The following is an 11,780-nucleotide window of genomic DNA, read 5'->3' as shown; positions in this document are numbered from 1 at the left end:
GCGGCCTCGCTCATTGTCGCCGTGATGCCCGATACGAACGACCAGCCGATCCTCGTCCCCGTCCTCGGCGACCAACTCACCCGCACGCTCGCCTCGCTGCGGGGCCGGACCAAGGACGACACCGTCATCCTGATGATGGAGGTGTGGGACGAGGCGACCTATGTGAAGCACCACAAGCAGAAGATCGTCCTGATCTTCTCGGCCATGCGCCATTTCGCGGACGAACTGCGCGAGGCCGGCTGGACGGTCGATTACGTGAAGCTCACCGACGAGGACAATTCGGGCAGCTTTACGGGCGAGGTCGCCCGCGCGGTCGAACGCCACGCCCCGCGCGCGATCCACGTCACCGAAGCGGGCGAATGGCGCGTGCAGCAAAGCATCGAGGAATGGGCGGGCAAGTTTCCTTGCGAAGTCGAAATCTTCCCAGACGACCGCTTCTTGTGCTCCCACACCGAATTCCGCGACTGGGCGGAAGGGCGCAAGCACCTCACGATGGAGCATTTCTACCGCGAGATGCGCAAGAAGACCGGGCTGCTCATGCGCGAGGACGGCAAGCCGGCGGGCGGCGAGTGGAATTACGACAGCGAGAACCGCGAACCGCCCAAGGAAGGCATGGACCCGCCTGCCGTGCCCGATTTCGAACCCGACGCCCTCACGCGCGAAGTGATCGAGCTCGTCGGCGAAAAATTCGCGGACCATTTCGGGGATCTCGAGCCCTTCCGCTGGCCCGTCACCCGCGCCGATGCGGAGAAGGCCGCCGATGCCTTTTTCGCCGCCCGGATCGAGAAGTTCGGCCCCTATCAGGACGCCATGGTTCACGGGTCAGACGACCTTTATCATTCGATGCTCTCGACCAGCCTCAATTGCGGCCTGCTCGACCCTCTGGAGCTGTGCCGCCGCGCCGAGAAAGCCTATGAAGACGGCCGCGCGCCGCTCAATTCGGTCGAGGGCTTCATCCGCCAGATCATCGGCTGGCGCGAATACGTGCGCGGCTTCTACTGGTTGCTGATGCCGGGGCTGGAGAGTGACAACGCTCTCAATGCTCAGCGCGCCATGCCCGAGTTCATGTGGACGGGCGAGACGGATATGCGCTGCCTCGCCGACTGCATCCGCTCCACCCGCGAGGACGCGCACGCGCACCATATTCAGCGGCTGATGGTGCTAGGCAATTTCTGCCTTCTTGCCGGGATCGAACCGAAGCAGGTGCAGGACTGGTATCTCGTCGTGTATGCCGACGCCTACCAGTGGGTCGAACTGCCGAACGTATCGGGCATGATCCTCTACGCCGACGGCGGCAAGCTCGCGACCAAGCCCTATGCGGCCTCAGGCAATTACATCAACAAGATGTCGGATTACTGCCGCGAATGCCGCTATTCGGTGAGCAAGAAGACCGGCCCCGATGCCTGCCCCTTCAATCCACTCTACTGGCATTTCATGGACCGCCACCGCGACCGGCTGGAAAGCAATCACCGGGTCGGGCGGATCTACGCTAACTGGGACCGGATGAGCGAGGACAAGCGGCGCGCCTATCTCGAGACCGCGCAGACATTTCTCGACGGACTCGAACCGGCGCGCAAGGGCTGGGCCCGCGCCGAGTGACACGCTTTCTCGGAAGTGATTCGCCCCGTCGACCAACCGAGATTGCCTGAACATTCCACCCAGGCGGGTCCAACCTCCCGCGCTGCGGCCCGGGCGCCGTCCCGCCCGCCAAGAAGAAAGGGGCCGGACGGCCCTATTGCGCGACGAATGCACGCAGCGATTCAGACCCGGTTCAGTTTCGAGAAAAATTCCCCAAGTATCTGAACTGAATATGAATTTCTTCCTACATCACTTCCGCCATCGGGTGCAATGTGATACATGATCACACCGGAGCGCTCCTACCTTTCCACCACCCAAAGTAGGAGTATCAAAGTGGCCTTACCCTCTTCCCGGTTCACCGCCGGGCTGGCTGCCGCTGCGCTGACCGCCACCGCCGCGCCGGCCCATGCCTATGACTTCCCGTGTTTCGAGGACGCGATGGTCGAATCCGCCCGGATCCACGACCTGCGCGTCATGCTGATGGTTTCCGCGTTGAAGTGCCGGTTCGACAACCCGCGAACCTTGCGCGAATACACTGTCCTGCTCGACCAGCGCGAGGACGAGTTCGGCTATCATGGCGCACGCGTACGCGAGGACTTCGTCGAACGGCTCGGCGCAAGGCGCGGCAATGCCGAATTCGAAAGCTACAACACGCGGCTTTCGAACTATCATTCGCAGGTCCAGCCGACCCGCGAGCTGTGCGCCGATGCGAGCGCCTTCATGCGGCTTGCGAAGCGGGCCGACGATGCCGAACTCGCGACGCTTTCGAAACTCGTGACCAACCGCGCGGTGCGCACCTGCGCCCTTCCCGCGGGCGGTGCGCAAGCGCGCTTCGTCCCGCCGGTCGCTGCGCGCGAGCGGGATCCCTTCGCCGACCTGCCCGCCCCGCGCTGGGAACGCGCGGCTCCGGGCGGCGCGCCGGAAATGGTGGACGGCGTGCCGACCTATACCGAGCCGGGCAGCCTGCCCGAAACGCGGCCCGAACCGCTCGAGACGGTCGATGTGCCTGCACAGCAAGACACCTCGGACCGGAGGATCGCCTCGGCCGAGACTGCCGCGAGCGAGGCCGCCGCGGCCGCCGCTTCGGGCGACGATGCCAAGATCGACCGCGCGATCGCCGCGCTCTCGCAGGCCGCCGAGGCGCTGCGCGAACTCAAGTCCGCGCCCTGAACGGAGCACGCGCGGCTTGCCGGTCCATGGTGGAGGACCGACGAGGCGCGCATGGACAAGCGGCCCGGCGAGAAGGCCCGCAAACCGGCGACTGGAAGAGGGGGGGTGGTGGCCCCCCTTTTTCGCGCGCGCTTTCCCCTCCCCTTTCGCGCGACGCCTGCTTTACCTAGGACAGGCCGGGCAAGCTCAAGGGGAGACACGCCATTCTTACCATCCATCACCTGCGCATCTCGCAATCCGAACGCATCGTCTGGCTCTGCGAGGAACTGGGGCTCGATTACGAGCTGAAGCTCTACGACCGCGATCCCGAAACGCGGCTCGCCCCGCCCGAACTCAAGGCGATCCATCCGATGGAAATCGCCCCGGTGATCGAGGACGGCGACCTCAAGCTCGGCGAAAGCGGGGCGATCGTCGAATATATCGTCGGCAAGTATGCGCCGGATACCGAACTCGTGCCCGGCCCCGACGATCCCGATTTCGCCGACCACCTCTACTGGTTCCACTTCGCCAACGCGACATTCATGACGAACGGCATGATGCAGATCGCGGTCGGTTTCGTCGGGGCGGAAATGCCCGCCCCGTTGATGAAGCGGGTGACGAACGCGTGGGAGCAGATCGAGCGGCGGCTGGGCGAGGCCGACTATTTCGGAGGGCGCAGGCTGACCACGGCGGACATCATGATGGTCTTCCAGCTGACCACCAGCCGCGCCTTTCGCGACCAGCCGATCGACCACCTGCCCAATCTCAAGGCGTATCTGAAACGCATCGGAGCGCGGCCGGCCTACCAGCGGGCGATGGCGAAGGCCGAGCCGGGCTTTGCGCCCAAGCTCGACTGACCGCCCTTCGCGCAGCATCCGGCGAGGCGCGGGAACGCCCGGAGCGACAAAGCGTCGGTTCGGCATGACCTATTCCCTCGACAGGCCGAGCGGGGTCGAGCGGCAGCTCCGCGCCATCGCCGATTACCAGCTCGGCGCGGCGCTGGACGAGCTCGAGAGGAGCGGGACAGAACGCGAGAAGATCGTCCACGACGTGCGCCTGCGCTGCAAGAAGCTGCGCGGACTCATCCGCCTCGTCCGCCCCGCCTTCGCCGACTACAAGGCCGAGAACGCCGCCTTTCGCGCCGTCGCCCACCTGTTCGAGGACCTGCGCGATGCCAAGGTCATGCAGGACACCTACGACCTGCTGATCGGGGCGTTCGAGGACCAGGTCGACCGCACCGCCTTCGCCAGCGTCCGGCGCGAGATGACGAGCCGGCGCAAGGCCGTGCTCGCCCGCGCCGACTGGGACGCGCTGCGCGGCGAGGCGCGCGCACGGCTGGAGGAAGCGCGCAGGCGGGCGGCGGGCTGGCGGCTCGAGGAGCAAGGCTGGGAGGCGCTCGAAGGCGGGCTTGCCAAGACCCACTCTCGCGCGGTGGAAGCGATGGATGAGGCGGTGAAGGCACCGACCGGCCCGCGGCTCCACGAATGGCGCAAGCGGGCGAAATATCACTGGTATCACACGCGCCTGCTGAAACATTCCTTCCCCGACACGCTCAAGCCCCGCGCCAGGGCGATCAAGCAGCTCTCCGACCTGCTCGGCGACCATCACGACATTCATGTATTCGTCGAAACGCTCGAAGGCGAGCCGGGTGCTTTCGGGGAAGCGGAGACGATCGCCCTGCTGCGCGCCATGGCCGAGCGCCGCAGCGCCGCGCTCGAAACCGAAGCGCGGGCGCTGGGCGAGAAGGTCTTAGCCGAGAGCACCGATGCGCTGGTCGATCGGATCGGCAGCTACTGGCACGCTTGGGAGGCCGAGGAAAAGCGCAGCAATGCCGCCTGACCAGCCCCCGCGCGAGATCGAACGCAAGTTTCTCGTCGTCGGCGACGGCTGGCGCGATACGGCAAGCGAGGCGAAGCGGGTGCGTCAGGCTTACCTGGCGCTGACCGATCGCGCGCAGGTCCGGGTGCGGATCGTCGCGGGCGGAAAGGAGGCGAAGCTGACGATCAAGTCCGCCGGGGCCGAGGAGGATCGCGCCGAGTTCGAATACGGCGTGCCGGTGGACGAAGCCGAGGCGATGCTCGCCCTCGCCGCGACCCGCGTGCTTGCCAAGACCCGCCATCTCGTGCCCGCCGCGAACGGTCGGGAGTGGGAGATCGACGTGTTCGAAGGCGCGCTCGAGGGGCTGGTCCTTGCGGAAATAGAACTGGGCGAAAACGGCGAGGACATCGTTCCACCCGACTGGTGCGGGACCGAGGTGACGGGCGATGACCGCTATTACAACGCAGCGCTTGCCGAAGCGGGCGAAATGCCAACCTCGGACTAATAAATATTATCCTTGTCAACGACTTGGCAATCCTACCTCACAACTCGCCGGAACTCGTCTCGATTCGCGGAACGGGGCCCTAGTGGACGTATTTCGTCAACTAAACCCCTGCGAATTTCCTGAGAGGAGGATGATATGGCGAACGACACGAACACCACGACAGGCCGGACCCACGACGACGAAGCGGGCGGCGTCAAGCACACGCTCAACAAGGCGGTCGATGCCGCCGGCGGCATGGTCGGCCAGGCTTCGGCCTCGACCACCAGCAAGGCGCCTGACTTCGCCGAGGCAGCCGCGATCAGCGACATGTACGAGATCGAGTCGAGCCGCATCGCACTCGACCGGACCCAGAACCCGACCGTGCGCGAGGCGGCGCAGAAGATGATCGACGATCACACCGACAGCTCTGCCAAGCTCGAGACCGCGGTACGGCAGTCACCCAAGGCGGAAAGCTCGGACGTGCCGAACGCACTCGACAAGCGCCGCGAAAAGATGATCGACCACCTGCGCGAGGCGCCGAGCGAGGAATTCGACCGGACCTACCTGGGGCAGCAGGTCATGGCGCACGAGGAGGCCGCCAAGCTGATGCACAATTACCGAGACGAGGGCGACTGCCAGGTTCTGCGCGGATTCGCGACCGAAGTCTCGCCGGTGATCGAGGGCCACCTCGACCATATGAAGCGGCTCGAGACCAATATGCCGCGCTGACCCCCGAGACCCCGATAAGGCGCGAGGGCGCGGGAGGCCGCACGGCCTCGCGCGCCCTTTCTTTTGCGCTCAACCGGCGCCCTCGCGGCGCAGCAATTCGCGCTTGATCGCCGTGCCATAGGCATAGCCGCCCAGGGTGCCATCTGCGGCGATCACCCGGTGGCAGGGGATCAGCACCGCGATCCGGTTGGCGCCGTTCGCCCCGCCCACCGCGCGGCTCGCACCCGGCTTGCCGAGCACGGCGGCGAGTTCGCCATAGGAACGTGTCTCGCCCACCGGTATGCGGCGAAGTTCCTCCCAGACGCGCTGCTGAAATGCGGTGCCGCGAATATCGAGCGGGAGCGCGGTTGCTCCCGGCCCGGGTGCCTCTACTGCAGCGAGAACCTCGCCGAACAGGCCGCGAAACGCCTCGCCCGCCGGAACCAGCCGCGCCCGCGGGAAACGCGCGGCGAGTTCGGCCTCGCCCCGCCCGAAGGCAAGGCAGCACACTCCCCGCTCGGTCGCGCCGACCAGCATCGCGCCGAGCGATGTGTCCAGCACCGCCCAATGGATAACTTCATTCCGGCCAGCTGCATCCGAACGCACCACGCCCGTTCTCCCATTGATGCGGCCTCGGCGCTATTCGGCCGCGCGCACCTCGATCCCTTCCGCCGCCGCCAGGCTGCGCCGGGCCAGCAGGTCGAATTCGGTCCCTTCCTCGGCAAGCCCATAGGCGTGGACCGCGAGCAGGTAGCCGCCCTTCAGCGTCATGCAGGAACTCGACCGGACCGTTACCGCACCGCCTGCGTCCTCGACAGTCGTCACGCCTCGCAGGTAGGCGCAGACCGCGTCGCGTCCGGCATAGCCCATGGTCGATCCGGATATCTTCATCTGGCCTTCGGCGCCGCGGTTGACGGCGGATCCGGCCTCTTCGGCTTCGTCCTCGAGCATCGCGCGGCCGAATTCGGAGGAGAAATGCTGCTCGGCCATCTCGAGGAACGTGGCGTTGTCCCAAGGCAATCGCTGGCGCTGTTTCTGGACCTTGACGATGATGTAATCTTCGTTGTCCGGCGCGCAGTGGTAGACGTGTACCATCGTGTCGTTCTGCGGATCGAGCGCGGCGATCGAGCGCGCAACCGCCTGCTGCCGGGCATCGGGCAGGCAGAAATCCTCCGGCAAGGCGAATTCATAAGCCTGGCCGTCGATGGTGAAGGCGACGCTGTCCTTAGGCTGCGGCTGCGGCTGCGCCAGCGCCGGCGCGGCGGCGAACAGGCTTAGCAGGGGAAGCGCTGCTTTCGCCATGATGCCTGCGCGGCCACGCAGCCCGCACCGCAAGTCGACTGAAATCTCTCGCACCATTTCGCTTTCCCTCCCGCAAATTCCGCTACGGGATTGAACGCGGCGACCGAATGGCGCAAGCACGAATGCGATGCACGCCCCGCTTGCCCCTCCCCCCCGGATCGCCTCGCTACGCGCCGCCCATGCGGCCTGCGCGCTCCTTGCCCTTCTGTGCCTGCTGGTTGCGCCCCGACCGGCCGCAGCCGACCCGGGCGACATCGACGCCGCCGCGCGCGGGGTCGTGCGCGTGGTGCTGATAGCGCGTGACGGGGAGGAACTCGTCCCCGTCACTCATGGCAGCGGCTTCGCCGTCACGCCCAGCATGATCGTCACCAATGCCCACGTCATCCGCGAGGCGCTGCAGGACGACGGCTTGCGCATCGGGATTGTCCCGAGCGAGGGCGACGACGGCGCCTATGCGAGGCCGGTCGCGGTGTCGCCGCGCAACGACCTTGCCCTGGTCGAGATCGTCGACGGATCGCTACGCCTGCCGCCCTTGACCTTCTCGGGGGAAGTCCCGCGCGGCATGGGCGAGGTTTCAGCGGTCGGGTATCCGATGAATGTCGATCTCGCGCAGGGACTCGACCTCGGCGACATCTTCCGCGCCCAGCCGCCGGTCAAGAGCCGCGGGTTCCTCTCGGGCGAGCGACCGAGCCGGCAGTTCGACACCATCCTCCACACCGCCCCCATCGCGCGCGGGAATTCGGGCGGGCCGCTGCTCGACGGGTGCGGGCGGGTGCTGGGAGTCAATTCCTTCGGGGCAGATTCGGACGGGTCGGACGCGGAGTTCTATTTCGCGGTCAGCTTGCGCGAATTGCTTCCCTTCCTGCGCGCCAACGAGATCGACCCGCGGATCAACGCCCTTCCATGCCGTTCGATCGACGAATTGAACGCGGCCGAGCGCGCCCGCTTCGAGGCGCAGCGGGCCGAAGCGCGGGCAAAGCTGCAGGCGCGCGAACAGCAACTGCGCGAGGCCCGCGAAAAGGCGCGAATCGCCGCGCTTCTGGCGGTGAGCGAGGAACGCGAGAACGCGATGGCCATCGCGGCGTTGCTGCTGCTGCTGGGCGGCGGGGCGGGCTTCATGGCGGCGCAATTGCGCCGCCGCGCCCTGGTCGGCGAAACCAGCCAGACGCCCGCGCTCGCCGCTGCGGGGATCGCAGGGGCGGCGCTGATCGGCGCAGTTCTGGTTTGGATTACCCGGCCCGGCTTCGCCGAAGTCGAAGACCGGGCCGCAGCGGCGATGGAGGAAGCCCCCGGCGGCCAGGAGCCGGGAAGCGGCGACGGGCCGCCTGCCAGCCTCGCGCGGGACGGGACGCTGATCTGTTCGCTGGTGCCCGATCGCAGCCGGGTCGTGACCGCGCGCACCGACGACGTGCAGTTCGACTGGGTCGGTGATGGCTGCGTCAATTCGCGCACCCAGTACGGCATGATGGACGGCGAATGGACCCGCGTTTTCGTTCCCGACGACGAGGAAGCGGTCTCGGTCAACATATACGATCCCGACACCCGCACCTTCCGCACCGATCGCTACCTGCTCGGGCGCGAGGCGATGGAAGAAGCGCGCCGGGTGCGCGATGCCTACGACCCGCCCGCCTGTGGGCTCACCGATGCGGCGCGGATCGTCGCCGAACAGCAGTCGGCCGTGATGGCGCTGCTGCCCGAACGCCCCAACGAGCGGCTGGTCTATTCCTGCGAGGCGAAGCTGTCGGGGAGCGGTCAGACCGGCCAATGAGGCGCGAAACCAAGACGCTTCGGCTTTGCAAGTCTTGCAATCTTCTCAGGCGGCTCGGGCGTGGTATGGTGTCTCATCCGGGGGCGATCACCGGGTTGGGAGAACACGTCCATGAACTTCGCATCGAGGGCCATCATCGCGGCCGCCGCACTCGGGCTTGCCGCCGGGCCGGGCTCCGCAGCCGCGCAGGAGGCCGGCGGCCCGGCAAGCGTCAACCTGCGCACCGAGGGCGTCGGCGAGCCGATCGTCGTCGTGGGCGATCTCGATCTCGAGGAGAAGCGCGTGCGCGAGGCCGTGCGCGACATCGCCATGCGCGGGCGAAGGATCGACGAGCCGCTGATGCGCTATCAGGACCCACTGTGCGTCGCCGTGCTTGGCTTTGGCGAAGTGCTGGGCGAGCGCATCGCCGAGCGCATCCGGATGCAGGCGCGAGCCGTGGGGGCCGAACTGGCCGAGCCGGGCTGCGCCCCCAACGCGACCGTCGTCATGGTCGACAGGCCCAAGGTGCTGATCGATCGCTTCCGCAAGGAACGGCCCGACCTCTTCTCTCCGACAGCGCTCCGCCAGATTCGCGCCGGGCTGAACCGGGGTGATCCGGCGATCCACTGGTTCGTTGCCGAACGCCGCAATCTATATGGCGACGAAATGGAGAACTTTGCCGGGGTCGGCGGGCTCGGCGCACCCGGGATCGCGGGCGAACTCCTGTTCCAGCGCGATGCGCGCTTCGCCTCGAAGATCGAAATACCCTTCTCCATCGCACGGACCGGATCGGTCGTGGTGTTCGATGCCTTCAAGCTCGAAAATGTCCATCTCGACCAGGTCGCCGATTATGCGGTCATGCGCATTCTCGGCCATCCCCAGCCGCAGGCGGCGCTGGGCGAGGACCAGCCCGAGACGATCCTCAACCTGTTCCGGATGGACCCGCTCGAAGCCTCGCAGGGCCTGACGCTGATGGATCTCGCCTATTTGCGCGGGCTCTACGCGATGAAGCCCAACGACTCCTCGACCCGGCTGGAGAGCTTCACGATCGATGCCTATCGCGATCTCGCCGCGCTCGGCTGCGAGGAGACGGGTAGCTGCGAGAGCGAGCGCGATCCGGGCTGATCTGACAGGGGCGCCCCGGACGAAGGCCAGCGAAATGCGTCCGGTCCTATTCCTTGCCTGCGCCCTCGCCCTCTCGCCCTCCCCGCGCCTGCTTGCACAGGACAGCGGTACGAACGGGTCGGACGGTTTCGTGCTTCGCACGGACGAAAGCGATGAACCGATCGTCGTCACAGGTAAGCGCGACCTCGACGAAGACCGTGTGCGTTCGGCAGTGCGCTCGATTGCCGCACGCGGGCGCTCCGCCGCACAGCCGCTGGCGCGCTATCACGACCCGCTCTGCGTCACCGTCATCGGCTTCGGAGAGACTCTGGGCGAGCGCATCGCCGAGCGCGTGAGGATGCGGGCGCGGCTCGTCGGCGTGGAGGTCGCCGAACCGGGCTGTGCGCCCAATGCGACGCTCGTCATGGTAGACAAGCCCGCAGTGCTCATCGACCGGATGCGCCGCGAACGGCCGGGGCTGATGGACTCGGACAGCCTGCGCCGGATTCGCGCGACGCTGCGCCGCGGCTATCCCGCGATAAGCTGGGCTACCACCGAAAGGCGCGACCGGCTGGGCCGGCACCTCCCGCCGGGCAACCCCCTCAGCGGCTACGAGCAGGACAGCCTGTTCAACGAGATGATGTCCTCCCGCGACAATCGTTTCCCCTCGCAGTTCAATATCGATTTCAGCATCGCGCGTTCGGGCGCGGTCGTTGTCCTCGATGCGTACAGGATGGACGGCGTCCATCTCGACCAGCTTGCGGACTACGCGGCGATGCGCATTCTCGGCGATCCGCGACCCGGTCGGCAACCTGGCGAGGACGAGTCCGAGACGATCCTCAACCTTTTCCACCTCGGTCCCGAAGAAGCGCCGCCCGGGCTCACGCTGGTCGACCTCGCCTACCTCAAGGGGCTTTACGAGATGAGCCCGACCGAACCGGGAAATCGGCTCGAGGTGTTCACGATCGCCGCCTATGCAGAACTGACACGTGGGGCCGGAGAACCGCCGAAGTGATCCCTCCTAGGCCGCCAGCGGCTCGCCGGTCAGCGTTATGCGGTGCATCTCGCGCGCATGGCCGTGATAGTCGTTCATCGCGTTGTGCCAGGTGGTGCGGTTGTCCCAGATCGCGACCGTCCCCGGCTTCCATTCGAGCCGGCACTGGTTGTCCTCGCGCAGCGCGGCCTGCGTCAGTTCCATCAGCAGCGGCAGGCTTTCCTCGCGGGTCTGCCCGACGAAGCGGATGGTGAAAGCGGTGTTGACATAAAGCAGCTTGCGGCCCGTCTGCGGATGGCGGATGACGACCGGGTGGACCGCGCCCGTCGTCACGTCCTGCCCGCGCAGGTCCGACCCCTGGTCGGTCTGGGCGTAGATCCCGCCTTCCTTGTAAACATGATCGGCAGTGTGGAACGCTTCGAGCCCCTCGATCCGTTCCTTCAATTCGTCCGACAGCGCATCATAGGCAGCGCCCATGTGCGCCCACAGCGTGTCCCCGCCCGACGGCGGCAGGACGCGCGCGACGAGTATCGAGCCCATCGCGGGAACCTGGTCGTAGGAATGGTCGGTGTGCCACGCCCCGCCGATATTGGTCTGCTGGTCCGGCGCCTTCTTCACCAACGCGATTTCGGGAAAGGCCGGGTCGAGCGGGAAATAGGCGTTGATGTCGATCCCGCCCCAGCGCTTGGCGAAGGCGATGTGATCTTCCGGTGAGAAATCCTGGTCGCGGAAGACGGCGACGCCGTGCTCGTAGATCGCCTGCTTGATCGCCTGCATTTCGGAGTCGCTGCACCCGGCGAGCGACACGCCACTGATCTCGACCCCGCATTTCGGGGCCATCGGGGTCATTTCCATCGATCCTCTCCCTCGCGGCCTTTTTCGGCTCTGCCCGCGCA

At 66.6% G+C, this 11,780-nt stretch carries 11 protein-coding genes and 1 pseudogene; 9 read left to right on the top strand and 3 right to left on the bottom strand.

The features are described 5' to 3' along the window. Window positions 1-24 precede the first annotated feature (24 nt). From G9473_RS02210 to G9473_RS02185, 6 genes are all read left to right on the top strand, one after another. A complete protein-coding gene (locus tag G9473_RS02210) occupies window positions 25-1,599 on the top strand; it encodes a cryptochrome/photolyase family protein (protein WP_291135563.1) in 1,575 nt (524 codons plus the stop codon). 312 nt (window positions 1,600-1,911) lie between these two features. Beyond that, window positions 1,912-2,748, top strand: a complete 837-nt coding sequence (locus tag G9473_RS02205; RefSeq protein WP_291135561.1) for a hypothetical protein — start codon at window positions 1,912-1,914, stop codon at window positions 2,746-2,748. A 203-nt stretch (window positions 2,749-2,951) separates the two neighbouring features. After that, window positions 2,952-3,584 (top strand): glutathione S-transferase family protein, encoded by a 633-nt coding sequence (locus tag G9473_RS02200; protein ID WP_367159778.1) that lies wholly within the window; start codon window positions 2,952-2,954, stop codon window positions 3,582-3,584. A 64-nt stretch (window positions 3,585-3,648) separates the two neighbouring features. Next, complete coding sequence (locus G9473_RS02195) at window positions 3,649-4,566, top strand: CHAD domain-containing protein (protein WP_291135559.1); 918 nt, start codon at window positions 3,649-3,651, stop codon at window positions 4,564-4,566. Further along, window positions 4,556-5,050: a CYTH domain-containing protein gene (locus G9473_RS02190; protein ID WP_291135557.1), complete on the top strand. Its 495-nt coding sequence runs from the start codon at window positions 4,556-4,558 to the stop codon at window positions 5,048-5,050. The genes G9473_RS02195 and G9473_RS02190 overlap by 11 nt, the downstream gene beginning before the upstream one ends. Before the next feature lie 135 nt (window positions 5,051-5,185). Then, the gene (locus G9473_RS02185; RefSeq protein WP_291135555.1) at window positions 5,186-5,758 is read left to right on the top strand and encodes a DUF4142 domain-containing protein; all 573 of its coding nucleotides are present in this window, start codon (window positions 5,186-5,188) and stop codon (window positions 5,756-5,758) included. A 69-nt stretch (window positions 5,759-5,827) separates the two neighbouring features. Here the strand turns inward: G9473_RS02185 and G9473_RS02180 are convergent. Both G9473_RS02180 and G9473_RS02175 read right to left on the bottom strand, forming a co-directional pair. Further along, window positions 5,828-6,310, bottom strand: a pseudogene (locus G9473_RS02180) (methylated-DNA--[protein]-cysteine S-methyltransferase); the annotation flags it as partial. Between the two features lie 66 nt (window positions 6,311-6,376). Further along, window positions 6,377-7,039 (bottom strand): hypothetical protein, encoded by a 663-nt coding sequence (locus tag G9473_RS02175; RefSeq protein WP_291135553.1) that lies wholly within the window; start codon window positions 7,037-7,039, stop codon window positions 6,377-6,379. Between the two features lie 127 nt (window positions 7,040-7,166). Between G9473_RS02175 and G9473_RS02170 the strand changes: the two genes are divergently transcribed. The 3 genes from G9473_RS02170 (at window position 7,167) to G9473_RS02160 (ending at window position 10,905) form a co-directional block, all read left to right on the top strand. Further along, on the top strand, window positions 7,167-8,807 hold the full coding sequence (locus G9473_RS02170) for a trypsin-like peptidase domain-containing protein (protein WP_291135551.1): 1,641 nt from the start codon (window positions 7,167-7,169) through the stop codon (window positions 8,805-8,807). A gap of 111 nt (window positions 8,808-8,918) precedes the next feature. Continuing rightward, on the top strand, window positions 8,919-9,911 hold the full coding sequence (locus tag G9473_RS02165) for a hypothetical protein (RefSeq protein ID WP_291135549.1): 993 nt from the start codon (window positions 8,919-8,921) through the stop codon (window positions 9,909-9,911). Window positions 9,912-9,945: 34 nt separating this feature from the next. Beyond that, the gene (locus G9473_RS02160) at window positions 9,946-10,905 is read left to right on the top strand and encodes a hypothetical protein (protein ID WP_291135547.1); all 960 of its coding nucleotides are present in this window, start codon (window positions 9,946-9,948) and stop codon (window positions 10,903-10,905) included. Window positions 10,906-10,911: 6 nt separating this feature from the next. On the opposite strand, the gene G9473_RS02155 is transcribed toward G9473_RS02160, so the two are convergent. Then, window positions 10,912-11,739 carry a TauD/TfdA family dioxygenase gene (locus G9473_RS02155; protein ID WP_291135545.1) on the bottom strand — a complete coding sequence of 276 codons (828 nt, stop codon included), beginning with the start codon at window positions 11,737-11,739 and terminating at the stop codon, window positions 10,912-10,914. Window positions 11,740-11,780 lie beyond the last annotated feature (41 nt).

Source organism: Erythrobacter sp. (assembly GCF_011765465.1).
In the GTDB taxonomy this organism is placed as follows: Bacteria; Pseudomonadota; Alphaproteobacteria; order Sphingomonadales; family Sphingomonadaceae; genus Erythrobacter.
This window is presented reverse-complemented; position numbering and strand designations above follow the sequence as displayed.

What these genes read in the sequence shown, in the direction of transcription:
- G9473_RS02195 (WP_291135559.1), top strand. Translation starts at nt 3,649, where the DNA reads ATGACCTATTCCCTCGACAGGCCGAGCGGGGTCGAGCGGCAGCTCCGC.
- G9473_RS02190 (WP_291135557.1), top strand. Translation starts at nt 4,556, where the DNA reads ATGCCGCCTGACCAGCCCCCGCGCGAGATCGAACGCAAGTTTCTCGTC.
- G9473_RS02170 (WP_291135551.1), top strand. Translation starts at nt 7,167, where the DNA reads ATGCACGCCCCGCTTGCCCCTCCCCCCCGGATCGCCTCGCTACGCGCC.
- G9473_RS02160 (WP_291135547.1), top strand. Translation starts at nt 9,946, where the DNA reads ATGCGTCCGGTCCTATTCCTTGCCTGCGCCCTCGCCCTCTCGCCCTCC.
- G9473_RS02185 (WP_291135555.1), top strand. Translation starts at nt 5,186, where the DNA reads ATGGCGAACGACACGAACACCACGACAGGCCGGACCCACGACGACGAA.
- G9473_RS02155 (WP_291135545.1), bottom strand. Translation starts at nt 11,739, where the DNA reads ATGGAAATGACCCCGATGGCCCCGAAATGCGGGGTCGAGATCAGTGGC.
- G9473_RS02210 (WP_291135563.1), top strand. Translation starts at nt 25, where the DNA reads ATGCCCGATACGAACGACCAGCCGATCCTCGTCCCCGTCCTCGGCGAC.
- G9473_RS02175 (WP_291135553.1), bottom strand. Translation starts at nt 7,039, where the DNA reads ATGGCGAAAGCAGCGCTTCCCCTGCTAAGCCTGTTCGCCGCCGCGCCG.
- G9473_RS02165 (WP_291135549.1), top strand. Translation starts at nt 8,919, where the DNA reads ATGAACTTCGCATCGAGGGCCATCATCGCGGCCGCCGCACTCGGGCTT.